The sequence below is a fragment of the Streptomyces sp. NPDC001728 genome (genome assembly GCF_040297565.1).
Taxonomy (GTDB): domain Bacteria; phylum Actinomycetota; class Actinomycetes; order Streptomycetales; family Streptomycetaceae; genus Streptomyces.
This window is the reverse complement of record NZ_JBEOZK010000001.1, coordinates 366,280-389,997: the sequence shown is the minus strand read 5'-3', so window position 1 is coordinate 389,997 and position 23,718 is coordinate 366,280. Positions and strand designations below refer to the sequence as shown.

Annotated in this window: 24 protein-coding genes and 2 tRNA genes; 20 read left to right on the top strand and 6 right to left on the bottom strand. The window is 70.4% G+C overall.

The genetic code is table 11. The features are described 5' to 3' along the window. Nucleotides 1-438: 438 nt before the first annotated feature. The 10 genes from dnaN to ABT154_RS01670 all read left to right on the top strand — a co-directional run bounded on the left by dnaN (nt 439) and on the right by ABT154_RS01670 (nt 12,084). The gene (gene dnaN / locus ABT154_RS01715) at nt 439-1,569 is read left to right on the top strand and encodes a DNA polymerase III subunit beta (RefSeq protein ID WP_015034855.1); all 1,131 of its coding nucleotides are present in this window, start codon (nt 439-441) and stop codon (nt 1,567-1,569) included. Nucleotides 1,570-1,679: 110 nt separating this feature from the next. Next, on the top strand, nt 1,680-2,558 hold the full coding sequence (gene gnd, locus ABT154_RS01710; protein ID WP_056565173.1) for a phosphogluconate dehydrogenase (NAD(+)-dependent, decarboxylating): 879 nt from the start codon (nt 1,680-1,682) through the stop codon (nt 2,556-2,558). Nucleotides 2,559-2,618: 60 nt separating this feature from the next. Beyond that, entirely contained in the window at nt 2,619-3,740 is a 1,122-nt protein-coding gene (recF, locus tag ABT154_RS01705) for a DNA replication/repair protein RecF (RefSeq protein ID WP_351851510.1), read from the top strand. Continuing rightward, the gene (locus tag ABT154_RS01700; RefSeq protein ID WP_351851507.1) at nt 3,737-4,291 is read left to right on the top strand and encodes a DciA family protein; all 555 of its coding nucleotides are present in this window, start codon (nt 3,737-3,739) and stop codon (nt 4,289-4,291) included. Before recF ends, ABT154_RS01700 begins: the two co-directional genes overlap by 4 nt. A 419-nt stretch (nt 4,292-4,710) precedes the next feature. Beyond that, nucleotides 4,711-6,741 carry a DNA topoisomerase (ATP-hydrolyzing) subunit B gene (gene gyrB, locus ABT154_RS01695; protein ID WP_351851504.1) on the top strand — a complete coding sequence of 677 codons (2,031 nt, stop codon included), beginning with the start codon at nt 4,711-4,713 and terminating at the stop codon, nt 6,739-6,741. A 41-nt stretch (nt 6,742-6,782) separates the two neighbouring features. Next, a complete protein-coding gene (gene gyrA / locus ABT154_RS01690; RefSeq protein ID WP_351851501.1) occupies nt 6,783-9,428 on the top strand; it encodes a DNA gyrase subunit A in 2,646 nt (881 codons plus the stop codon). Between the two features lie 106 nt (nt 9,429-9,534). Then, nucleotides 9,535-10,107: a DUF3566 domain-containing protein gene (locus ABT154_RS01685; RefSeq protein WP_351851499.1), complete on the top strand. Its 573-nt coding sequence runs from the start codon at nt 9,535-9,537 to the stop codon at nt 10,105-10,107. A gap of 121 nt (nt 10,108-10,228) precedes the next feature. Further along, a tRNA-Ile gene (locus tag ABT154_RS01680) sits at nt 10,229-10,302 on the top strand. A gap of 158 nt (nt 10,303-10,460) precedes the next feature. After that, complete coding sequence (locus ABT154_RS01675) at nt 10,461-10,595, top strand: DLW-39 family protein (protein ID WP_003958712.1); 135 nt, start codon at nt 10,461-10,463, stop codon at nt 10,593-10,595. A 109-nt stretch (nt 10,596-10,704) separates the two neighbouring features. Then, nucleotides 10,705-12,084, top strand: a complete 1,380-nt coding sequence (locus ABT154_RS01670; RefSeq protein ID WP_351851496.1) for a hypothetical protein — start codon at nt 10,705-10,707, stop codon at nt 12,082-12,084. Nucleotides 12,085-12,122: 38 nt separating this feature from the next. Here the strand turns inward: ABT154_RS01670 and ABT154_RS01665 are convergent, their stop codons facing one another. Beyond that, entirely contained in the window at nt 12,123-13,529 is a 1,407-nt protein-coding gene (locus ABT154_RS01665) for a serine/threonine-protein kinase (RefSeq protein ID WP_351851494.1), read from the bottom strand. A 63-nt stretch (nt 13,530-13,592) separates the two neighbouring features. Continuing rightward, complete coding sequence (locus ABT154_RS01660) at nt 13,593-14,141, bottom strand: helix-turn-helix domain-containing protein (RefSeq protein ID WP_351851491.1); 549 nt, start codon at nt 14,139-14,141, stop codon at nt 13,593-13,595. A 129-nt stretch (nt 14,142-14,270) separates the two neighbouring features. Between ABT154_RS01660 and ABT154_RS01655 the strand changes: the two genes are divergently transcribed. Continuing rightward, nucleotides 14,271-14,343 (top strand) — tRNA-Ala (locus tag ABT154_RS01655). Here the strand turns inward: ABT154_RS01655 and ABT154_RS01650 are convergent. Together ABT154_RS01650 and ABT154_RS01645 are read right to left on the bottom strand one after the other, a co-directional pair. Further along, on the bottom strand, nt 14,334-14,987 hold the full coding sequence (locus ABT154_RS01650) for an NUDIX domain-containing protein (RefSeq protein WP_351852021.1): 654 nt from the start codon (nt 14,985-14,987) through the stop codon (nt 14,334-14,336). The genes ABT154_RS01655 and ABT154_RS01650 overlap by 10 nt on opposite strands. A gap of 140 nt (nt 14,988-15,127) precedes the next feature. After that, nucleotides 15,128-15,511: a DUF4406 domain-containing protein gene (locus ABT154_RS01645; RefSeq protein WP_351851489.1), complete on the bottom strand. Its 384-nt coding sequence runs from the start codon at nt 15,509-15,511 to the stop codon at nt 15,128-15,130. Between the two features lie 49 nt (nt 15,512-15,560). Between ABT154_RS01645 and ABT154_RS01640 the strand changes: the two genes are divergently transcribed. Then, nucleotides 15,561-16,319, top strand: coding sequence for a DeoR/GlpR family DNA-binding transcription regulator (locus tag ABT154_RS01640; RefSeq protein WP_351851486.1), 759 nt, complete (start codon nt 15,561-15,563; stop codon nt 16,317-16,319). A 212-nt stretch (nt 16,320-16,531) separates the two neighbouring features. Further along, the gene (locus tag ABT154_RS01635) at nt 16,532-16,918 is read left to right on the top strand and encodes a DUF6344 domain-containing protein (RefSeq protein ID WP_351851483.1); all 387 of its coding nucleotides are present in this window, start codon (nt 16,532-16,534) and stop codon (nt 16,916-16,918) included. Between the two features lie 159 nt (nt 16,919-17,077). On the opposite strand, the gene ABT154_RS01630 is transcribed toward ABT154_RS01635, so the two are convergent. Continuing rightward, the gene (locus tag ABT154_RS01630; RefSeq protein ID WP_351851481.1) at nt 17,078-17,779 is read right to left on the bottom strand and encodes a DUF5324 family protein; all 702 of its coding nucleotides are present in this window, start codon (nt 17,777-17,779) and stop codon (nt 17,078-17,080) included. 172 nt (nt 17,780-17,951) lie between these two features. On the opposite strand from ABT154_RS01630, the gene ABT154_RS01625 reads away from it, so the two are divergent. Both ABT154_RS01625 and ABT154_RS01620 read left to right on the top strand, forming a co-directional pair. Further along, nucleotides 17,952-18,479, top strand: coding sequence for a peptidylprolyl isomerase (locus ABT154_RS01625; RefSeq protein WP_351851478.1), 528 nt, complete (start codon nt 17,952-17,954; stop codon nt 18,477-18,479). 23 nt (nt 18,480-18,502) lie between these two features. Next, entirely contained in the window at nt 18,503-19,387 is an 885-nt protein-coding gene (locus ABT154_RS01620) for a rhomboid family intramembrane serine protease (RefSeq protein ID WP_351851475.1), read from the top strand. 294 nt (nt 19,388-19,681) lie between these two features. On the opposite strand, the gene crgA is transcribed toward ABT154_RS01620, so the two are convergent. Further along, nucleotides 19,682-19,936, bottom strand: coding sequence for a cell division protein CrgA (gene crgA / locus ABT154_RS01615; RefSeq protein ID WP_306329356.1), 255 nt, complete (start codon nt 19,934-19,936; stop codon nt 19,682-19,684). Nucleotides 19,937-20,076: 140 nt separating this feature from the next. Here crgA and ABT154_RS01610 point away from each other — a divergent pair, with 140 nt between their 5' ends. The 5 genes from ABT154_RS01610 to ABT154_RS01590 all read left to right on the top strand — a co-directional run bounded on the left by ABT154_RS01610 (nt 20,077) and on the right by ABT154_RS01590 (nt 23,687). After that, on the top strand, nt 20,077-20,844 hold the full coding sequence (locus ABT154_RS01610; RefSeq protein WP_351851471.1) for a DUF881 domain-containing protein: 768 nt from the start codon (nt 20,077-20,079) through the stop codon (nt 20,842-20,844). 30 nt (nt 20,845-20,874) lie between these two features. Next, nucleotides 20,875-21,543 carry a class E sortase gene (locus ABT154_RS01605; protein WP_351851468.1) on the top strand — a complete coding sequence of 223 codons (669 nt, stop codon included), beginning with the start codon at nt 20,875-20,877 and terminating at the stop codon, nt 21,541-21,543. A 64-nt stretch (nt 21,544-21,607) separates the two neighbouring features. After that, nucleotides 21,608-21,769, top strand: coding sequence for a hypothetical protein (locus ABT154_RS01600; protein WP_107103837.1), 162 nt, complete (start codon nt 21,608-21,610; stop codon nt 21,767-21,769). Continuing rightward, nucleotides 21,766-22,404, top strand: a complete 639-nt coding sequence (locus ABT154_RS01595; protein WP_351851466.1) for an aminodeoxychorismate/anthranilate synthase component II — start codon at nt 21,766-21,768, stop codon at nt 22,402-22,404. The genes ABT154_RS01600 and ABT154_RS01595 overlap by 4 nt, the downstream gene beginning before the upstream one ends. Further along, nucleotides 22,401-23,687 carry a class E sortase gene (locus tag ABT154_RS01590; RefSeq protein ID WP_351851463.1) on the top strand — a complete coding sequence of 429 codons (1,287 nt, stop codon included), beginning with the start codon at nt 22,401-22,403 and terminating at the stop codon, nt 23,685-23,687. Before ABT154_RS01595 ends, ABT154_RS01590 begins: the two co-directional genes overlap by 4 nt. Nucleotides 23,688-23,718: the final 31 nt, after the last annotated feature.

Genomic DNA, 23,718 nt, shown 5'->3' with positions numbered 1-23,718 from the left:
AACAAAACACCCCCTCTCACCGGGCCGAGTGAAAGCGGTCACACCAAGGGAGACGTTTGGGCTGTGGGGAACGTGGGGAAAGCTGGGGACAGCGCTGGGGAGAACTCCCCATGGCCTGTGTATGGGGTGTGCAGAACTTTCGGGTGTCCACAGAGACCCCGAGTTGTCCACCGGTTTCACCCACAGGCACGGTGGACAAAAAACTGGGTCTGACCTGCGAAAACGGGGTTATCCACCGTTTCCACAGCCCCTACTACTACTCCCACTTAGAGTTAGCTAGGAATCCGCTTCGAAGTGGGGCCTGTGCACAACTCGGCGCCGGAGCTCCGACGCGCCCTCGTCGCGACTTGACCCCGAGCAGCACCGAGTGTCGGCGGCGTACGTCAGACTGGTTCCCGCAGTCGACGAAGAGCCAGCAACAAGCAGGAGGCGGTTCCGGTGAAGATCCGGGTGGAGCGCGACGTACTTGCCGAGGCGGTGGCCTGGGTGGCCCGCAGCCTCCCGGCCCGTCCGCCGGCCCCCGTTCTCGCAGGCCTTCTGCTGAAGGCCGAGGACGGCGCGCTGAGCTTCTCGAGCTTCGACTACGAGGTCTCGGCCCGTGTCTCCGTCGAGGCCGAGGTCGAGGAGGACGGCACCGTCCTGGTCTCCGGCCGACTGCTCGCCGACATCTGCCGCGCCCTCCCCAACCGCCCCGTGGAGATCTCCACAGACGGTGTACGGGCGACCGTGGTCTGCGGCTCCTCCCGCTTCACCCTCCACACCCTGCCCGTGGAGGAGTACCCGGCGCTGCCGGAGATGCCCACCGCGACCGGCACCGTCCCCGGTGAGGTCTTCGCCTCCGCCGCCGCGCAGGTGGCCATCGCCGCCGGCCGTGACGACACGCTGCCCGTCCTCACCGGTGTGCGCATCGAGATCGAGGGCGACACCGTCACCCTGGCCTCCACCGACCGCTACCGCTTCGCCGTCCGCGAGTTCCTGTGGAAGCCGGAGTCCCCGGACGCCTCCGCGGTCGCCCTGGTGCCCGCGAAGACCCTCCTGGACACCGCCAAGGCGCTCACGAGCGGCGACACGGTCACCCTGGCGCTCTCCGGCTCCGGCAAGGGCGAGGGCCTCATCGGCTTCGAGGGCGCGGGCCGCCGCACCACCACCCGCCTCCTCGAGGGCGACCTGCCGAAGTACCGGACGCTCTTCCCGACCGAGTTCAACTCGGTCGCGGTGATCGAGACCGCGCCGTTCGTCGAGGCCGTCAAGCGCGTGGCCCTGGTGGCCGAGCGCAACACCCCGGTCCGGCTGAGCTTCGAGCAGGGCGTGCTGATCCTGGAGGCCGGCTCCAGCGACGACGCACAGGCTGTGGAGCGCGTCGACGCGCAGCTGGAGGGCGACGACATCTCGATCGCCTTCAACCCGACCTTCCTGCTCGACGGCCTGAGCGCCATCGACTCCCCGGTCGCTCAGCTCTCCTTCACGACCTCTACCAAGCCGGCGCTGCTGAGCGGCAAGCCCGCGCTGGACGCCGAGGCGGACGAGGCCTACAAGTACCTGATCATGCCGGTGCGGCTGTCCGGTTGATCCGGCTCTTCTGCGGCGTCGCCTGAGCGGCTGACCCCACAGGTGTGCACCCGGGTCCCGGCGTAGGCTCGGACCCGGGTAAACCGCACACGACGCTTAAGGAATCTCTGATGGAGCTCGGTCTCGTCGGTCTCGGCAAGATGGGCGGCAACATGCGCGAGCGCATCCGCCGCGCAGGCCACACCGTCATCGGATACGACCGCAATCCGGACCTCGCCGATGTCCACAGCCTCGAAGAGCTTGTGGGCAAGCTCAAGGGGCCCCGCGTCGTGTGGGTGATGGTCCCGGCCGGTGCCGCGACCCAGTCCACCATCGACGAGCTGGCCGAGCTGCTCTCCCCCGGCGACATCGTCGTGGACGGCGGCAACTCGCGCTGGACGGACGACGAGAAGCACGCCGAGGAGCTGGCGGCCAAGGGCATCGGCTTCGTCGACTGCGGCGTCTCCGGCGGCGTCTGGGGCCTGGAGAACGGCTACGCGCTGATGTACGGCGGCTCCGCCGAGGACGTGGCGAAGGTCCAGCCGATCTTCGACGCGCTCAAGCCCGAGGGCGAGTTCGGCTCGGTCCACGCGGGCAAGGTCGGCGCCGGCCACTTCGCGAAGATGGTCCACAACGGCATCGAGTACGCGATGATGCAGGCCTACGCCGAGGGCTGGGAGCTCCTGGAGAAGGTCGACTCCGTCACCGATGTGCGCGAGGTCTTCCGCTCCTGGCAGGAGGGTACGGTCATCCGTTCCTGGCTGCTCGACCTCGCGGTGAACGCGCTGGACGAGGACGAGCACCTGGACAAGCTCCGCGGCTACGCCTCGGACTCCGGCGAGGGCCGATGGACCGTCGAGGCCGCCATCGACAACGCCGTACCGCTGCCGGCGATCACCGCGTCGCTGTTCGCGCGGTTCGCCTCGCGGCAGGACGACTCCCCGCAGATGAAGATGATCGCCGCGCTGCGCAACCAGTTCGGTGGCCACGCGGTCGAGACGAAGAAGTAATCCACAGGCTGTGTGCCCAGCGGTGCACAGCAGCCGGGGGAAGAAGGTCGGCGCACCACCATGCACGTCACGCATCTCTCGCTGGCCGACTTCCGTTCGTACGCCCGGGTCGAGGTCCCGCTCGACCCGGGCGTCACGGCTTTCGTGGGCGCCAACGGCCAGGGCAAGACCAATCTGGTCGAGGCGGTCGGCTATCTCGCGACCCTCTCCAGCCACCGGGTCGCCTCCGACGCCCCGCTCGTCCGGATGGGGGCGGAGCGCGCGGTCGTGCGCGCCGCCGTCACCCAGGGCGAGCGCTCCCAGCTGATCGAGCTGGAACTCAATCCCGGCCGGGCCAACCGTGCCCGTATCAACAGGTCCTCGCAGGTCAGACCGCGTGACGTCCTGGGAATCGTACGGACGGTGCTGTTCGCGCCCGAGGACCTCGCCCTGGTGAAGGGCGACCCCGGCGAGCGCCGGCGCTTCCTCGACGAGCTGATCACGGCGCGCACGCCGCGCATGGCGGGCGTGCGCTCCGACTACGAGCGCGTGCTCAAGCAACGCAACACGCTCCTGAAGTCGGCCGCGATGGCCCGGCGGCACGGCGGTCGCGGCCTGGACCTCTCCACCCTCGACGTCTGGGACCAGCACCTGGCCCACGCCGGGGCCGAGCTGCTCGCCCAGCGGCTCGACCTGATCTCCGTACTGCAGCCGCTCGCGGACAAGGCGTACGAGCAGCTCGCGCCCGGTGGCGGACCGATTCTGCTGGAGTACCGGCCCTCCGCTCCCGGCGCCGGGCACACCCGCGAGGAGCTGTCCGAACAGCTGCTCGCCGCGCTCGCCGAGGTGCGGAAACAGGAGATCGAGCGGGGTGTCACGCTCGTCGGACCGCACCGCGACGAGCTGCTGCTGAAGCTCGGCGACCTGCCGGCCAAGGGGTACGCGAGCCACGGCGAGTCCTGGTCGTACGCGCTGGCGCTGCGGCTCGCCTCGTACGACCTGCTGCGGTCCGAGGGCAACGAGCCCGTCCTCGTCCTCGACGACGTCTTCGCCGAGCTGGACGCCCGGCGGCGCGAGCGGCTCGCGGAGCTGGTGGCCGGCGGGGAGCAGGTCCTGGTCACGGCCGCGGTGGACGACGACGTGCCGGAGGTCCTCGCGGGGACGCGGTACGTCGTGGCCGGAGGGACGGTGGAGCGGGTATGAGCGAGGAGAGCCGTCCCCAGCCTGTGGAAAAGGCCGCGGTGCCCGAACCCTCCGGGGTCGATCTCGCGCGGGTCGCGCTGCGCGCCGCCAAGGAACAGGCCAAGGCCAAGGGGGCCGCCGCCCAGCAGAAGAAGCAGGCCCGGCGCGGAGGGGGCCTGCGCTCCGGCGCGCGCGCCGACGGGCGCGACCCCATGGCGCTCGGCGCGGCGATCAACCGGCTGATCACCGAGCGGGGCTGGGAGACGCCGGCCGCCGTCGGCGGGGTGATGGGCCGGTGGCCGCAGATCGTCGGGGAGGACCTGGCCAAGCACTGCGTGCCGGTGAAGTTCGACGACGAGCCGGATACGCGGGTACTGACGGTTCAGTGCGACTCGACGGCGTGGGCGACGCAGCTGCGGCTGCTCGCGCCGCGGCTGGTCGCGCGGCTGAACGAGGATCTTGGGCACGGGACCGTGCGGGTCATCAAGGTGTTGGGTCCGGGGGCGCCGCGGCGGGGGTATGGGCCGCTGCGGGCGCCGGGGTCTGTGGGGCCCGGGGACACGTACGGGTAGGGCGCCGGCGTTCGGAGCGGGTCCTGTGGGTGCGGGTCCAAGCAGAGGGCACTGCGCAGGTGGTGTCGTGCCCACCCTCCCCCAGACTCCGGCCGGGGGACCCCCACGCCCCGCGGAACGATTGCCCACGACGTGGCGGCGGCGCTGCCCACAGCGTCGCGGCGAGTCCGGCCGCAACGCGGCGGCGGCGCTGCCACAACGCGCTACGACTCGAAGCGCTGGGTGGCCGTCAGGGGGCTCTGGAGACCCTGTCCGGATATGGGGAGTCGTCTTGCTCCCGCTCAGGGCGGCACATGCGGACTCAGGGACCGGCAAACCCCCATGACTGTCGGCGCTACCGGTAGACTGGAAGACAATCCCGCCACCCTGCGGAACATGTCGAACGACGCAGCCGCTCCCGTATGCCCGGAGAACGGCCTGTGCTGTGCCAGAAAGGGCGCTTCGTGGCCGATTCCGGCGACCCCAACGAGAACAACCAGTACACCGCCAGCAACATCCAGGTCCTCGAAGGCCTGGATGCCGTGCGCAAGCGCCCTGGCATGTACATCGGCTCGACCGGTGAGCGCGGCCTGCACCACATGGTGCAGGAGGTCGTCGACAACTCGGTCGACGAAGCCCTGGCCGGCCATGCCGACACCATCGACGTGACGATCCTCCCCGACGGCGGCGTCCGCGTCGTCGACAACGGCCGCGGCATCCCGGTGGGCATCGTGGCCTCCGAGGGCAAGCCGGCCGTCGAGGTCGTGCTCACCGTGCTGCACGCGGGCGGCAAGTTCGGCGGCGGCGGCTACGCCGTCTCCGGCGGTCTGCACGGCGTCGGCGTCTCCGTCGTGAACGCCCTGTCCACCAAGGTCTCCGTCGAGATCCGGACGGACGGCTACCGCTGGACGCAGGACTACAAGATGGGCGTCCCGACCGCGCCCCTCGCCCAGCACGAGGCGACCGACGAGACCGGCACCTCGGTCACGTTCTGGTCCGACCCGGACATCTTCGAGACCACCGAGTACTCCTTCGAGACGCTCTCGCGGCGCTTCCAGGAGATGGCCTTCCTCAACAAGGGCCTGACCATCGAGCTCACCGACGAGCGCGAGTCCGCGAAGGCGACCGTCGGCGCCGACGACCCGGACGCCGAGGCGGCCGCCGAGCCGACCGCGCGCACGGTGAAGTACCACTACGAGGGCGGCATCGTCGACTTCGTGAAGTACCTCAACTCGCGCAAGGGCGAGCTGGTCAACCCGACCATCATCGACATCGAGGCCGAGGACAAGGAGCGTCTGCTCTCGGTCGAGATCGCGATGCAGTGGAACTCCTCGTACAGCGAGGGCGTGTACTCCTTCGCGAACACGATCCACACGCATGAGGGCGGTACCCACGAGGAGGGCTTCCGCGCCGCGCTGACCACGCTGGTCAACAAGTACGCGCGCGACAAGAAGCTGCTCCGCGAGAAGGACGACAACCTCACGGGCGACGACATCCGCGAGGGTCTGACCGCGATCATCTCGATCAAGCTCGGCGAGCCGCAGTTCGAGGGCCAGACCAAGACGAAGCTCGGCAACACCGAGGCGAAGACCTTCGTGCAGAAGGTCGTCCACGAGCACCTGACGGACTGGTTCGACCGCAACCCGAACGAGGCCGCGGACATCATCCGCAAGGGCATCCAGGCCGCCACCGCGCGCGTGGCCGCGCGCAAGGCGCGCGACCTGACCCGCCGCAAGGGCCTCCTGGAGTCGGCCTCGCTGCCGGGCAAGCTCTCGGACTGCCAGTCGAACGACCCCGCCAAGTGCGAGATCTTCATCGTCGAGGGTGACTCCGCCGGTGGCTCGGCCAAGTCCGGCCGCAACCCGATGTACCAGGCCATCCTGCCCATCCGCGGCAAGATCCTGAACGTCGAGAAGGCCCGGATCGACAAGATCCTCCAGAACACCGAGGTCCAGGCCCTGATCTCGGCCTTCGGCACCGGTGTGCACGAGGACTTCGACATCGAGAAGCTCCGCTATCACAAGATCATCTTGATGGCGGACGCCGACGTCGACGGTCAGCACATCAACACCCTGCTGCTCACCTTCCTCTTCCGCTTCATGCGCCCGCTGGTCGAGGCCGGTCACGTCTACCTCTCCCGCCCGCCGCTCTACAAGATCAAGTGGGGCCGGGACGACTTCGAGTACGCGTACTCGGACCGGGAGCGGGACGCGCTCGTCGAGCTGGGCAAGCAGAACGGCAAGCGGATCAGGGAAGACTCGATCCAGCGCTTCAAGGGTCTCGGCGAGATGAACGCCGAGGAGCTGCGCGTCACCACCATGGACATCGAGCACCGCGTGCTGGGCCAGGTCACCCTGGACGACGCCGCGCAGGCCGACGACCTGTTCTCGGTGCTGATGGGCGAGGACGTCGAGGCACGCCGCTCGTTCATCCAGCGGAACGCCAAGGACGTTCGCTTCCTCGACATCTGAGTCGGTCTCAGCTGACCGTACGAAAGGACTGACGACCAGCAATGGCCGACGAAAACACCCCGACCGGGACCACCGAAGAAGAGCCCGTCCTGCGCATCGAGCCCGTCGGGCTCGAGACCGAGATGCAGCGCTCGTACCTCGACTACGCGATGTCCGTCATCGTCTCCCGCGCGCTGCCCGACGTACGGGACGGTCTCAAGCCCGTGCACCGCCGCGTGCTGTACGCGATGTACGACGGCGGCTACCGGCCCGAGAAGGGCTTCTACAAGTGCGCCCGTGTCGTCGGTGACGTCATGGGTACGTACCACCCGCACGGCGACTCCTCGATCTACGACGCGCTCGTCCGCCTCGCCCAGCCCTGGTCGATGCGCATGCCGCTCGTCGACTCCAACGGCAACTTCGGTTCCCCTGGCAACGACCCGGCCGCCGCCATGCGGTACACCGAGTGCAAGCTCATGACGCTGTCGATGGAGATGCTCCGGGACATCGACGAGGAGACCGTCGACTTCCAGGACAACTACGACGGCCGCAACCAGGAGCCGACGGTCCTGCCGGCCCGGTTCCCGAACCTGCTGATCAACGGCTCCGCCGGCATCGCCGTCGGTATGGCCACCAACATCCCGCCGCACAACCTCCGCGAGGTCGCGGCAGGCGCCCAGTGGGCCCTGGAGCACCCCGAGGCCAGCCACGAGGAGCTGCTCGACGCGCTCATCGAGCGGATCAAGGGCCCCGACTTCCCGACCGGCGCGCTCGTCGTCGGCCGCAAGGGCATCGAGGAGGCCTACCGCACCGGCCGTGGCTCGATCACGATGCGCGCGGTCGTCGAGGTCGAGGAGATCCACAACCGCCAGTGCCTGGTGGTCACGGAGCTGCCGTACCAGACCAACCCCGACAACCTCGCGCAGAAGATCGCCGACCTGGTCAAGGACGGGAAGATCGGCGGCATCGCCGACGTCCGCGACGAGACCTCGTCCCGGACCGGCCAGCGCCTGGTCATCGTGCTCAAGCGCGACGCCGTCGCCAAGGTCGTCCTGAACAACCTGTACAAGCACACCGACCTGCAGACGAACTTCGGCGCGAACATGCTGGCGCTCGTCGACGGCGTGCCGCGCACCCTCTCGCTCGACGCGTTCATCCGCCACTGGGTGACGCACCAGATCGAGGTCATCGTCCGCCGGACGAAGTTCCGGCTGCGCAAGGCCGAGGAGCGCGCCCACATCCTGCGCGGTCTGCTCAAGGCCCTCGACGCGATCGACGAGGTCATCGCCCTCATCCGGCGCAGCGACACGGTCGAGGTCGCCCGCGGCGGCCTGATGGAGCTGCTCTCGATCGACGAGATCCAGGCGAACGCCATCCTGGAGATGCAGCTCCGCCGGCTCGCCGCCCTGGAGCGCCAGAAGATCGTCGCCGAGCACGACGAGCTCCAGGCGAAGATCAACGAGTACAACGCGATCCTGGCCTCCCCGGAGCGCCAGCGGTCGATCGTCAGCGAGGAGCTGGCCGCGCTCGTCGAGAAGTTCGGCGACGACCGCCGCTCCAAGCTGGTGCCCTTCGACGGTGACATGTCCATCGAGGACCTGATCGCCGAGGAGGACATCGTCGTCACCATCTCGCGCGGTGGCTACGTGAAGCGGACGAAGACAGAGGACTACCGCTCGCAGAAGCGCGGCGGCAAGGGCGTGCGCGGCACGAAGCTGAAGCAGGACGACATCGTCGACCACTTCTTCGTCTCCACGACCCACCACTGGCTGCTGTTCTTCACGAACAAGGGCCGGGTCTACCGCGTGAAGGCCTACGAGCTGCCCGACGCCGGCCGGGACGCGCGCGGCCAGCACGTCGCGAACCTGCTGGCCTTCCAGCCGGACGAGCAGATCGCCCAGATCCTGGCGATCCGCGACTACGAGGCCGCGCCGTACCTGGTCCTCGCGACCAAGGCCGGTCTGGTCAAGAAGACCGCGCTGAAGGACTACGACTCGCCGCGTTCGGGTGGTGTCATCGCGATCAACCTCCGGGAGACGGACAACGGCGCCGAAGGCGTCGCCGACGAGCTGATCGGCGCCGAACTGGTCTCCGCCGAGGACGATCTGCTGCTCATCAGCAAGAAGGCGCAGTCGATCCGCTTCACCGCCACGGACGACGCGCTGCGTCCGATGGGACGTGCCACTTCGGGCGTCAAGGGGATGAGTTTCCGCGAGGACGACGAGCTGCTCTCGATGAATGTCGTCCGGCCCGGTACGTTCGTCTTCACCGCGACCGACGGCGGGTACGCGAAGCGCACCCCCGTCGACGAGTACCGCGTCCAGGGTCGTGGCGGTCTGGGTATCAAGGCCGCCAAGATCGTGGAGGACCGCGGCTCGCTCGTGGGCGCGCTGGTGGTCGAGGAGACGGACGAGATCCTCGCCATCACGCTGTCCGGTGGTGTGATTCGTACGCGAGTCAACGAAGTCAGGGAGACCGGCCGTGACACGATGGGCGTCCAGCTGATCAACCTGGGCAAGCGGGATGCCGTCGTCGGCATCGCGCGGAACGCAGAGGCCGGTGGCGAGGACGACGTCGAGGAAGCGGACGACGTCATCGACGCCGAGGGCGCCGTGGAGGCGTCCGGGAACGCGGTGGTCGAGACCGTGGTGGTCGAGACCGAGGCAGTCGAGGGCACGGAGCCCTCGGCCGGGGAGCACGAGGAGTAAGAGCGTGAGTGGAGCCACGGGCGCCGGATCGGCGGCTGCCGGAGCTTCTGCTGGTGCTGGAGCGAACGGCGCCCGTGGCCCCGCCACGGACTCCCAGGGGGTTGCGGTGACGGACACTCGGGGGCAGCAGCCCCCGTACGAGACCTACAACGGGCCGCTGCCCGGCGAACGCGCGGGTGCGCAGCAGCCGGGCGGTCCGTACCACCCGCCGCAGGCGTACGGCGCTGCGGCGCCGGCCGGCGGCGGTACGGTCGGCGGCCAGACCGGGGCCGTGCGCCGGCCGCGTACGGGGGCACGCACGACGCCCCGTACGCGCAAGGCGCGGCTGCGGGTGGCCAAGGCCGATCCATGGTCGGTGATGAAGGTGAGCTTCCTGCTCTCCATCGCACTGGGCATCTGCACGATCGTCGCTGCGGCGGTGCTGTGGATGGTCATGGACGCCATGGGCGTCTTCTCGACGGTCGGCGGCACGATCAGCGAGGCCACGGGCTCGAACGAGTCCAACGGCTTCGATCTGCAGTCGTTCCTGTCGCTGCCGCGGGTGCTGATGTTCACCTCGGTGATCGCCGTGATCGACGTGGTCCTGATGACCGCGCTGGCGACGCTGGGCGCGTTCATCTACAACCTGTCGGCCGGCTTCGTCGGCGGTGTGGAACTCACGCTCGCCGAGGACGAATGACGGTCGGGTGACCTGCGGGTGACCTGCGTGGGGGGCCGGACGAGAACCGATTTTGGGACTGGCCCCCACGTGCGCTAATCTTCAGGAGTCAGCGCGCGGGACACACTCCGCAGAGCGCGGCGGGGCTATAGCTCAGTTGGTTAGAGCGCATCCCTGATAAGGATGAGGCCACAGGTTCAAATCCTGTTAGCCCCACAGTGTCGATCGACCCGGACGGTTCCTCCGTCCGGGTCGTTTCGTTTGTTCGGGGACGGCCGGAGGTTTGAACCCCGTACAGGTCACCGATCGGTATCGGTCGATGTGTAGAGTGGGCGTCAGAAGTCTCCTACGTCAACGAAAGACGAGGTCGCGCGGTGAAGAAGCTTCTCCTGGTCGCACTGGCCGCCATCGGCGGGCTCCTCGTGTACCGCCAGATCCAGGCGGATCGCGCCGAGCAGGATCTGTGGACGGAGGCGACCGACTCCGTGCCCGCAGGTTCGGGTGTGTGAGACGAAGAACGTCTGTGGGTGAAGCCCCGGCCGCGCGTGAGCGGGCCGGGGCTTTGCTTTGCCTGAGCAAATTGTCGACTTGCTTAAGTGAAGTGAAGGGGAGAAGCGCGTGAGGACGCAGCCCGGCCTCGGCCGGAGGGCGGGGGCCCTGATCACGGCAGTCACGGCGGTGGGAGCGGTGGTGGCGCTGCCGGGGCCGGTGTGGGCGGCGGCCGGCACGGGGCCGACGTGGGCGGCGGGAACCCCTCTCCGGGCCGAGGGAAGCCCTCTCCGGGCCGCAGGGACCCCGCTCCGGGCCGAGGCGGCTCCCCTTCCTCCGTACGCCTTCGACAGCGGCGCGCAGCGGGTCGCGGGAGCCGCCTCCAGCTCCGACGCCGCGCAGCTGAAGACCGGTCAGACCTACCGCGACACGCTCAAGAAGGACGGCAAGGTCTACTACCGCGTCGACCTCGACGACAAGCGGAACGCGTACGTCTCCGTGGTCGCCGTCCCGAAGACCGGCGGCAGGGTCGAGTACGGCGACGGCGTCAAGATCAGCCTGCAGGACGGCTCGGGCACCGAGTGCGGCTACCAGCGGACGAACTTCACCTCGGCCGAGTACACCCGGCCGCTCGCCGCGTACGCCCGGCGCATCGCCGACGCCGACAGCTCCACCTGCCAGAACGCGGGCGCGTACTACGTGCTCGTCGAGCGGCAGTCGAAGGCGACCTCCAGCCCCGACGACTGGGAGCTGGAGATCCGCTACACCACCGAGCCGGGCCTGAAGAAGGCCGGGCCGACCGAGCTGCCGGAGGTGTGGCCCTCCGCCACCCCCGGGCCCCCGGCCGGCGGCCCGAAGCCGCGCCAGGGCGGCGCCGGCGTGCACGACGCCACCTCGCTGACGCAGGGCGAGTGGCGGTCCGACATCCGGCCCGGGCAGACGCTCTTCTACCGGGTGCCCGTCGACTGGGGGCAGCAGCTCTTCGCCAGCGCCGAACTCGGCAGCAGCGCCGCCGGGGACGAGTACATCGGCAACGCCCTGGTGCTCTCCCTGGAGAACCCGGCGCTCGGACACGTCGACGAGAAGACCGCCAGCTACGACGGGAAGCAGTCGACGCTGGTCCTCGACGCACAGCGGCCGGTGGCGCACGAGAACCGCGGCTCGTACGACGAGGGCACCAGCGGTATGCGGTTCGCCGGCTGGTACTACCTCTCGGCCACCCTCAGCCCGGCGATCGCCAAGGAGTACGGGGACGGGACGGTGCCGCTGACCCTGCGGGTCTCCGTACGGGGGACCGCGAAGCCCGGCCCCGGCTACGACGGTGACCCCGGGCAGTTCGCCGTGACCGCCGACGACAAGGAGGCGGCGGCGAACGGCGCCGGCGGGGAGCGGGCGGCGGAGCGGAGCGACACGATGCGGGTGGTCGCGGTGGCCGGGATCGGCGGCGGTACGGCCCTGCTCCTCGGGCTCGGCGGATGGACGCTGGCGGCGCGCCGGAGGGCGGTCTAGGCGGCGCCCTGGAGCCGCGTCCCTGTCGCGGGCCCGGCTCAGGTCTGGGAGAGGGCCCAGAAGCCGACCGCGAAGCAGACCAGCGCGAGCAGCAGCACCGGGACCGTCACCTTCGGGGGCGGTCCCGGTCGCCGTACGGGGGCGGTCTGCGGGGCCTGTGGGGTCTGTGGCGCGTGTGGGGCGTACGGGCCGTACGAGGCCTGCGGGGACGGGTGCGCGGGCGGGGTGTACGCCGGGAAGGGCGCGGGCGGCGCGGCGTAGGGGTGAACGGGGGTCTGTCCGTACGGGGTTCCCACGGTGGGCGTCTGCGCGAAGGCGGGGTTCGGGTGCGCGACCGGCGGGGGCAGGTGGAAGCTGCCCGTCTCGGAGGGGCTGGGCATCGGCGGGTGGGCCGGGGCGGGGAGGGGGGCCGTGGGAGGCGTGGTGCCTGTCGGGGCGGTGGATCCGGTCGCAGGGGCGGTGGTTCCCGGCAGGTCCGTGGGGGGTGCCGGGGGCGGCGGGGTGGTGGCCGCCGTGGTGGACGTGGCGGCCGGGGCCGCTGCTGCGGACGTGGCGGTCGTGGGGCCCTCCGGGCCGAAGCCCGTCGGCAGGGGGCCGAGCTGGTCGAAGATCTCGACCCGTTCCTCACGCTCCTCGTCGGCGCCCGGCTCGGGCAGCATCTCGACGGCCGCGCTCAGCGCCTTCCGCGCCCCCGTGGCCGTACGGAAACGGGCCTGCGGATCGGGCTGGAGCAGCCCCGCGAGCACCTGCCACAGGGGCTCCGGGACGCCCTCGGGGGCGCTGGGGGTGCCGTACTCGACGAAGTGGGTGACCAGGGCCTGCGAGTCCGGCTTGCGGCCCTGGAGGAGATAGAGCGCGACCAGGCCGACGGCGAACAGGTCGGCGGTGAAGTCCGGCTCGGCGCCGAGGAGTTGCTCGGGGGCGAAATAGCCGGGCGTCCCCACGACGTAGTCGGTCTCGGTGAGGCGCGGCTCGCCCTTCCGCATGGAGATGCCGAAGTCGGAGAGCCGCAGGTGCGGCCGGCCCGTGCCGGTGACGTCCATGAGGATGTTCGCGGGCTTGATGTCCCGGTGGACGACCCCCTCGGCGTGCACCGTGGCGAGGCCGGAGAGCAGCTGGTCGAGCAGGACGCAGACGAAGCGGGGCGGCAGCGGGCCGTAGTCGCCGATCACATGGGCCAGGGAGCCGCCGGCGACGAGGTCCATGGTGAAGAGGACCTTGTCGTCGTCGGCGGCCCAGCTGGCCGGGGCGAGGACGTGCGGATGGTCGATCCGCATCGCCTGCTCGCGGACGAAGCGGAGCAGCGTGTGGGCGTCGCTCTGCAGAAGCACCTTGGCCGCCACATAGCGCCGGCGGCGGTGGTCCCAGGCGCGCCACACGGCGCCCGCCCCGCCCCGTCCGATCGGGTCGACCAGCTCGTACCGCCCGGCGAAGACCTCACCCATCGTGCTGCGCCCGCTCCCCGTTTGCTTCGTCTCTCGGCGGTGCCGGCCGGCTGCCCGCCCGCGTCAGTTCTGGTGCGACTCGTAGTGGGCGACCGCGTCCGCCGTGCGCCCCGCGCCGTACACCCGGAGGAACTCTGCCAGCTCCGGGTGGGCCGGGGCGAGGGAGTCGGCGGCGTCGATGATGTCGCCGGCCGCGGCTACGGAGCGCAGCAGCGACTGGATCTCGCGGACCACCCGGCGGACGGTCGGCGCGCCCGGGCCGGTGGTGGTCTGACCGGTGCCGGTGAGGACGGAGCCGCCCTGCGACTTCTTGACCTCGTCCATCCGGTCGGCGGCCTCGGCGGCGCTGACGCTGCCGTCGGCGACCTGGACGGCGAGCTCCTGGAGGGCCTGGACACGCTGGACGACGGCGGGGTTGCCGATCTTCGCCCGCTGGCCGCTCATCAGCTGGGACAGCATGGGCGCGGAGAGCCCGAGCACGGCCGCGAGCCTGGCCTGGTTGAGCCCGAGATCGTCGATCAGCCGACGGAAGAGCGCCCCCAACGGCTCCCCGTACCAACTGCGCTGAAGCTCTCTGGCTCTAGCCGTGGCTTCCTGCTGCGCTGCGTCCATCACTTCTCCCCATCCCTTAGGTTCGCCACTGCGAACCTCGGTCAGCATCTTACGGAGAGTGGTTGCCGACCGGGAGTCCCAATCCTTTTGCCGGACATGGGGGGTGACCCGGTACGCTGTTCTCGTTCCGGGGCCTTAGCTCAGTTGGTAGAGCGCTGTCTTTGCATGGCAGATGTCAGGGGTTCGACTCCCCTAGGCTCCACCCCGTACACCCCCTTCGACCTGCGTCACCGCGGTCGGAGGGGGTGTTTTCGTCTGCGGGGCGAAGGGGCCGTCCAGAGCGGCCCACTGCAGGAGCAGGACGGTCTTGCCGTCGGTGACGCGGCCGTCGCGGACCATCGCGAGGGCGTCGGCGAAGGGCAGCTCCAGCACCTCGATGTCCTCGCCCTCCTCCTCGAGACCGCCGCCGTCCCCGGTGCGGTCCGCCGCCGTGTAGGGGGCCGCGTAGAAGTGCAGGCGTTCGGTGACCGAGCCGGGGCTCATATACGCGTCGAGGACGTGGGTGAGCGGGCCGAGCGTGACACCCAGTTCCTCGGCGGCCTCGCGGCGGACGGCGGCGGCCGGGTCGTCGCCGTCGAGCAGTCCGGCGGCGGCCTCGACGAGGACGCCGTCCGGGTGGTCGTTGACGTAGGCCGGGTAGCGGAACTGGCGGGTCAGCAGGACGACGCCGCGCGCGATGTCGTACGGCAGGACGACGGCGCCGTTGCCCCGGTCGTACGTCTCGCGTTGCTGGGTCTCCCAGCGTCCGTCGCGGCGCCGGTAGTCGAAGGTGGTGCGCCGCAGCACGTGCCAGCCCCGCGAGGTGAGCTCGACGTCACGGACCACGACGCCGGGGTTGCGGTCCAGGTCGCGGCCGGCGCGGTCGAGGCCGGTCCGGCCGCGGTGGTCGGGGGTGTCGACGCCGGGGGTGCCAGAGGGGCTGGAGACGTTGGGGGTGCCGGGGCTGCCGGGGCTGCCGGGGCTGTCGGTGGTGCCGGGGCGGGGGTTCACGCGGTCTCCCGCGGGGTGCGGCGCGGGATCTCGTCCGCGTGGTGGAAGACCGGCAGGCCGCGGCGGCGGGCGGTGGCGACGTCCTGGTCGGCGCCGGCGGAGTCGCCGGGGAGCCGGAGCACGGCGTCGCAGTGGGCGAGCAGGCGGTCGGCGGTCGGGTAGAGGACCTCGTCCGCGAGGGGATCGGCGGGGCCGGCGCCGGCCGAGCGCAGGACGGGCAGGGCGATCCACTCCCCGATCACGGGGAGGTGTCCGGCGGCGAACACCGGCCAGGCCGCCTCTTCGAGGCGGGCGAGGTTCGCGGCCATGGCCTGCTGGTCGCCTGCGGTGCCGGAGCGGTAGGGCCCGGCGATGAGGATGAGCATCGGCTTGTCGGTCATGGCGCGCTACGATACATGCAGAAACGTGCAAGAACAGGAGAGAGTGCGGATGTTGGCTGCCGAACGACGCGACCACCTGCTGACCCTTCTCGCCCGCGAGGGCAAGATCGTCGCCAAGGACGTCGCCGCCGATCTGGGCATCTCCGAGGACAGCGTCCGGCGCGATCTGCGCGACCTCGCGGCCGAGGGGCTCTGTCAGCGGGTGTACGGCGGGGCGCTGCCCGTCTCCCCCGCGCTCGCGGACTACGACACCCGGAAAGCGGTCGCCCCGGACGGGAAGCAGAAGGTCGCCGCGGTGGCCGCCGCGCTCGTCCGGCCGGGCGGCGCGGTGATCCTGGACGGCGGCACCACCGCGCTCGCGGTGGCCCGTGCCCTCGCGCCGGACCTGGACTGCACCGTGATCACCCACAGCCCTACCGTCGCGGTCGCGCTGCTCGACCATCCGCGGGCCGAGGTCTTCCTGCTCGGCGGACGCCTCTTCAAGCACTCGGCGGTCGCCTGCGGCGCGGCGGCGGTGGAGGCCGCGCAGAACGTCTCGGCCGACCTGTGCTTCCTGGGCGTCACCGGCGTCCACCCCGAGGCGGGGCTGACCACCGGCGACGCCGAGGAGGCCGCGATGAAGCGCGCCCTGGCGGCACGGGCCGCGGAGACGTACGTCCTCGCCTCGTCCGAGAAGATCGGCACGGCCTCCCGGTTCCGCGTGCTGCCCTGGGAGGAGATCAGCGGACTGATCACCGAAGCGGACCCCGCCCACGCGGTCGTCGAACAGCTCACGGCGCGCGGTGTGGAGGTCCTGGCGGCCGGCTGAGATCCACCGCTTTCAACCAGGGCCCGGCTCTTTCGGGCGTACGCGGTGTCCGTCCGGGGCCCACTGGGCCGGACGGGTGGTGTTCATCGGAAGAACTGCGCAGCGACGGCGGCGCTCCGGGGAAATCGGGCGCGCATCCACATCATGAGGAAAGTACGTAAAGCGCGCAAACCGAAATGAACCATCCGAGAACGTCACGAAAGTGAGGGGCCATGGCCACCGCCAAGGTCAAGCAGTTCTGGACCGCCTTCATCTCCGTCCTCTTCGCCCTGCTCGCCTCCGTCGGCCTGGCGGGCACCGCCGCCGCGGCCCAGCAGCCCGCCGTCCAGCAGCCGGAGGAGCCGGCCGCCGGGTCCGCCGTGGCTTCCGCCGCCGTCGTGGGGGAGCGCGCACCCGCCTCCGTACCGGCACAGCGGGCGCATCGGTGGCCGCTCGCCGGGGACCGCTCCCTGCCGCCGACCATCAAGCAGCGCATCGCCGCCGAGGCCCACGGTTCCTCTCCCGCCGCCCGGAACCGCTCCGCGGCCGGCGTGACCGCCGTGGCCGAGCACGACGAGCCGGCCGCGCTGACCGAGCTGGCGCTCGCCGCGGCGGCGTAGCGCGGGGAGAAGACGGACACACGCGTCTCCCCGCACCGGACACCGGACTTCGTGGAGCCCCAGGCAGCACCTGCCAGCACCACGCAGAGCCTCAGCAAGACCCAGGCACGCACCCCGGCAGAACCACGTAGAGCCCCAGCAGGACCCCGGTAGGAACGGTCAGCCGCGCTTGTCGCGTTCGGCCGCTTCGGCCGCGGCTTCGGCTTCGGTCTTCTTGGCCTCCACCTCCGGGTCGAGGGAAGCGCCACTGTCGTCGACGGACGGCGGGACGGTCTCCTCGTCCACCTCGGTGGGAGCGGGCGGCTCGACGAGCCAGTCGGGATTGGCCTGACTGTCCCACCACTTCCAGGCGGCGAACGCGCCGCCGGCGAGAATGCCCAGGACCAAAAGGCCCTTGGCGAGGCGTCCGGCCCTGGCCCGACGCTCGTGCCTCTTCACGATCTTCTGGATCTCCTCCGGTGTCACCTGACCGCGCAGCGCGGCCCAGGCGGCGGTGGATCGCGCCCCGGCCTCCTCGATGACCGGCCCGGTCGCGGCGACCGCCTGCTCGACCCGGGGAACGGTGTAGTCGGCCGCCTGACGGGCGGCCCGGCGGGTCTTGACCGCCGCACGGTGTGCGGCCGCGTCGACCCGCGGCGGAACATGCGGTGCGACATACGAGTCGTACTGCGCACGAGCCTGCTCCCGGGCCATCAGCGCGGCTTTCGAGACCTTCGGCGCGATCAGCACGCGCGCCTCGTGCGCGTAGTGCGAGGCCTGGTCCTTGGCCGTGCCGGCGTACGGCGCCACCACGTCCGCGGCGTGCAGGACGCTCTCCTTCGCCGAATCTGTCGCGGCGCGCACGCTGTCCAAGCGGGTCACGGGATTCCTCCTCCTCGGTGGCGATGTCGGTTTTTCACCTTTCCATCCTTTTCGGAATCATGCCCGCCGGAGCGAAGTCCGGCATGCGGGGCGGGCATCCGGGGCATGCGAGGATCGGACACGCCAGGGACAGACGTGGCATGACGCGACATGACGTGGACGGAAGGCGACCGTGGCCGAGCAGCTGTACGCGATCCTCAAGACCAGCCTGGGTGACATCGAGGTGCGGCTGATGCCGTTCCACGCCCCCAAGACGGTGCGGAACCTCGTCGAGCTCGCCGCCGGCGAGCGCGAGTGGACCCACCCCGCGACCGGCAAGGTCTCCTCGGACCCGCTGTACGACGGCACGGTCTTCCACCGGGTCATCAAGGGCTTCATGATCCAGGGCGGCGACCCTCTCGGGGACGGCACCGGCGACCCCGGCTACGCGTTCGCCGACGAGTTCCACCCGGAGCTGTTCTTCGACCGCCCCTATCTGCTCGCCATGGCCAACGCCGGGCCGGGCACCAACGGCTCCCAGTTCTTCGTCACCGTCGCCCCCGCGACCTGGCTGAACCGCAAGCACACCATCTTCGGCGAGGTCGTGGACAAGGAGAGCCGCAAGGTCGTCGACGCCATCGCGGCCGTCGCCACCGACCCGCACACCGAGCGGCCGGTGCAGGACGTGGTCGTCGACACCGTGGTGATCGAGAAGCGCTGAGACGGATGGAACCGGAACCTCCCATGGACCCGCGACCTTCCACGGACCCGCAGTCCGGTCCGTCCCGCTGCTACCGCCACCCCGAGGCCGAGACCGGCATCCGCTGCACCCGCTGCGACAAGCCGATCTGCACCCGGTGCATGGTCTCCGCCTCCGTCGGCTTCCAGTGCCCCGACTGTGTGCGCAAGGGCTCGGGGACCGGCCACGCCCCCGACGCCAACCAGCCGAGGACGCTCGCCGGCGGCCGGGTGACGGCTGACGGCCGTTTCGTCACCAAGATCCTCATCGGGATCAACCTCGCCGTCTACCTCGCGGTGCTGATCGTCGGCGACCGGCTCGTCGACGAACTGGTGCTCATCGGGTACGCCTACAGCCCGCCGCTCGGCGAGGTCGTCGGCGTCGCGGACGGCGAGTGGTACCGGCTGCTGACCGCGACCGTCCTCCACCAGGAGGTCTGGCACATCCTCTTCAACGTGCTGGGCCTGTGGGTGATCGGCGGGATCGTCGAACCGGAGCTCGGGCGGATCCGGTACGCCGCCCTCTGTCTGCTCTCCGGGCTCTCCGGATCCGTGCTCGTCTATCTCGTGGCCGAGCCGAACCAGCCCTCGCTGGGCGCCTCGGGCGTCGTCTACGGACTGGTCGGGGCCTGGGTGGTGCTGGCCCGCCGACGCCGTCACGACATGCGGCCGGTGATCCTCTTCGTGGCCCTGTCGCTGCTCATGACATTCACCCGTCCGGGGATCTCCTGGGAGGCCCATGTCGGCGGTCTGGTCGCGGGCGTCCTGGTGACGTACGCGCTCGTGCACGCGCCCCGGGCCCGCCGGGACCTCGTGCAGTACGGGGCCGTCGGTCTGCTGCTGCTCGTGGACGTGGGGATGGTCGTGGCCCGCACGGCGGCGCTCACCTGAGCGCAGAGGCCTGTGGACGAGCTTTTCTGGGAGCTTTCCCCAGAGTTATCCACAGTGTGTGGCGGGTTGTCCCCGCCGGGTGGGGAAACATCACGCCCCTCGCCTCTGACCTGGTATTTCTCCAGGGAGGCGAGGGGTGTGAGGCGTTCATGCCGAGGTGATTCCAGTCATACCGGCGTCAACGCGGTGCGAGTTATCCACAGATCTTCGTAAGTTATCCAGTGCTGTGCACAACGCTGTGGATAAGTTCAGGGGAGAGCTTGACGAGCAGCCCCCGAGGAGGCTAGACCGCCGCTACTTCCACTGCGTGGAGACGCCGAAGCCGGCCGCGATGAAGCCGAAGCCCACCACGATGTTCCAGTTCCGGATCGACTCGATCGGCATCGAACCGTCGGTGACGTAGAAGACCACGATCCACACCAGACCGATGGCGAACAGCGCCAGCATCACAGGCGCCACCCAGCTGCGGTTGGTCAGCTTGATGTTGGTCGCCTGCTTCGCGGGCGGGGGCGTGAAGTCGGCCTTCTTGCGGATCCGTGACTTCGGCACGAGGAACTCTCCTGTCGATGCGCTGCGTGACCGCGCAGGGAACTGTGGCTGGCGCCGGGATGTGACGAAGGAGGACGTCCGAGTCCCCCAGGCGTCCGTTAGCGTAGTGGTTCCACGGCACCGAAGGGGATCAGGGTACGTTGAGCAATTCCGCCGGCACTCCCGAAGGGCCGGGCCGCACCACCGGGTGGCGCCCCGTCCGGGTCCTCACGCTGGCCGTTTTCGCCCTCGCCGGACTGATCTTCGTCACGAGCTTCAACACCGCCAAGGGCACCAACATCCGCACGGACGCCTCGCTCCTGCGCCTCTCCGACCTGATCGAGGAGCGCAGCCACAAGAACGCCGGCCTCGACGAGACCACCGCCGCCCTCCGCTCCCAGGTCGACTCCCTCGCCGCCCGCGACGACGGTTCCACCCGCGCGGAGGACGCGAAGCTCGCCGCGCTCGAAGCGTCCGCCGGGACCAGCGAGGTCGCCGGATCCGGCCTCACCGTCACTCTGAACGACGCCCCGCCGAACGCCCAGGCCGCCCCCGGATACCCCGAACCGCAGGCCAACGACCTGGTCATCCACCAGCAGGACCTGCAGGCCGTCGTCAACGCCCTGTGGCAGGGCGGCGCCGAGGGCATCCGCGTCATGGACCAGCGGCTCATCTCCACCAGCGCCGTCCGCTGCGTCGGCAACACCCTGATCCTCCAGGGCCGCGTCTACTCGCCCCCGTACAAGATCACCGCCGTCGGTGACCGGGGGAAGCTGAACAAGGCCCTCGCGGGCTCCCCGGCGCTCCAGAACTACCAGCTGTACGTGAAGGCCTACGGGCTCGGCTGGAAAGTCGACGAGCACAAGACGGTGACTCTTCCCGGCTACTCGGGCACAGTGGACCTCCACCAGGCGAAGCCGGTGAGCTGACCACCGGTGACCTGACACCGGGAGGGGCGCTTGCGGCTCGTCGTACGGACCTTCAGTGAACTCTGCCTCACCGTCGGCACCCTGATCGTCCTCTTCGTCGTGTACGTCCTGTACTGGACGGGGATCCAGGCCCAGAGCGCGAGCGCCGGCCAGATCGACGCCCTCCAGCGGGAGTGGACGAACGTCCCCGCCACCGCCGGACCCGCCCCCACGCGCGCGCGTCGCTACGCTCCCGGCAAGGGCATCGCCGTCATGTACGTCCCCCGGCTCGGCAAGGACTGGAAGTGGCCGGTCCTCGAAGGCACCGGGCCGGGCGTCCTCAAGAAGGGCCTCGGGCACTACGCGGCCACCACCCGGCTCGGCGGCACCGGCAACTTCTCCGTCGCCGGCCACCGCCGCACGTACGGGGACCCCTTCAAGGACTTCCCGCGGCTGCGCCCCGGCGACGCGGTGATCCTCACCGACGGGACGACCTGGTTCACGTACCGGATCGACCGAGGCCCCTACCGGACCGTCCCCACCGACGTCGGGGTCGTCGACCCGCTGCCCCGGAAGTCGGGCTTCGACGGGCCCGGCCGCTATCTCACCCTCACCACCTGTGACCCCGAGTGGGGCAGCAGCCACCGGCTCGTCGTCTGGGCGCACCTCGACGCCACCCGGCCGGTCGCCGACGGCCGTCCACAGGCTTTCGACAGCTGACCCCCCAGAGCCCCCTCGCCCCGTACTCTGGTCGTCGTAACGAACGGAAGGGGCGGTCGACGTCATGTACGGCTGGATCTGGCGGCATCTGCCGGGCAACGCGTGGGTACGGGCGCTGCTCTCGATCGTGCTGGTCCTCGCGATCGTCTACGTCCTGTTCCAGTACGTGTTCCCCTGGGCGGAGCCACTGCTTCCGTTCAACGATGTGACGGTGGACGGCCAGTGAGCGCGCGCATTCTCGTCGTCGACAACTACGACAGCTTCGTCTTCAACCTCGTCCAGTACCTCTACCAGCTCGGCGCCGAGTGCGAGGTCCGCCGCAACGACGAGGTCGAGCTCAGCCACGCCCAGGACGGCTTCGACGGCGTCCTGCTCTCGCCCGGACCCGGCGCGCCCGAACAGGCCGGGGTCTGCATCGACATGGTCCGGCACTGCGCGGACACCGGCGTGCCCGTCTTCGGCGTCTGCCTCGGCATGCAGTCCATGGCCGTCGCGTACGGCGGGGTCGTCGACCGCGCGCCCGAGCTGCTGCACGGCAAGACCTCCCTGGTCACGCACGAGGGCCTGGGCGTCTTCGCCGGACTGCCCTCGCCGTTCACCGCGACCCGCTACCACTCGCTGGCCGCCGAGCCCGCCGCCCTGCCGGCCGAGCTCGAGGTCACCGCGCGGACCGAGGACGGCATCATCATGGGCCTCCGCCACCGCGAACTCCCGGTCGAGGGCGTGCAGTTCCACCCCGAGTCCGTCCTCACCGAGCACGGCCACCTGATGCTCGCCAACTGGCTTGAGCAGTGCGGCGACAAGGGGGCGGTCGGACGGTCGGCGGGGCTCGCGCCGGTGGTGGGCAAGGCCGTCGCGTGACGACGGGCTCCCCGTGGTTCCGGCCGACGAACGAACCGGGCCCCGAGCCGATACCCGCGGACCCCTACGCACCGGCCGACCCTTACGCCTCCGCCGAGCCGTACGTACCGGCGGAGCCCTACGCGCCCGCGGACCCGTACGCACCGCAGTACGCGCCGGCGGAGGCGTACGCACCGCAGCACGCCCCCGCGGAGGCGTACGCACCGCAGCACGCCCCCGCGGAGCCCCACGCGACGCCGGCCGAGCCGTACGCCTACGAGCCGCCCGCGCCCGCCCCGTCGATCTGTGAGTCCCCGTCCTACGGGGCCGTCGCCCAGGAAAGCCCCTACGCGCCCCCGTACGAGCCGTACGAGGCGGAGGAGTCCCCGCGGGCCTCCGTGAGCGAGACGATGCCCCTGGAGGCCGTGGAGCCCCTTCCCGGGCCCTCCTCCGAGCCGCTTCCCGGACCCGGCCGTGCCGAACGCCGCCGCGCCGCCAAGGGAGGCCGTGCCAAAGGCCGTAGAGGCCCCGCCACCGGCTCCCCCGACGGCACGCCCCCCGCCGTACCCGCCGCCCCGCTCTCCCGCGTCGAGGCCCGCCGCGCCGCCCGCGCCGCCAAGGACAGCGTCGGCGTCGTCGCCAGCCGGGTCGTCGGCGAACTCTTCATCACCTTCGGCGTCGTCATGCTGCTCTTCGTCACCTACCAGCTGTGGTGGACGAACGTCCTCGCCGGCCAGGAGACCAACCGCGCCAAGGCGCGGATCGAGGACACCTGGGCCAAGGGCGACCAGGGCGCCGGCACGGCGCCGGACGCCTTCGAGCCCGGCCAGGGCTTCGCCATCATGTACATCCCCAAGCTGGACGTCGTCGTCCCCATCGCCGAGGGCATCAGTAAAAGCCAGGTCCTCGACAAGGGCATGGTCGGCCACTACGGCGAGGGCAAGCTCAAGACCGCCATGCCCGCCGACAAGAAGGGCAACTTCGCCGTCGCCGGCCACCGCAACACCCACGGCGAACCGTTCCGGTACATCAACCAGTTGAAGCCCGGCGACCCGATCGTCGTCGAGACGCAGACCGCGTACTACACCTACGAGATGGCGAGCATCCTGCCGCAGACCTCGCCCTCGAACGTCTCCGTGATCGACCCCGTGCCGAAGCAGTCCGGCTTCGACGGGCCCGGCCGGTACATCACGCTGACCACCTGCACACCCGAGTTCACCAGCACCTACCGCATGATCGTGTGGGGCAAGCTGATCGAGGAACGCCCGCGCAGCGAGGGAAAGCCGAAAGCGCTCGTAGGCTGAGACCCCACACCTCCGGACGGGACGACGGGAC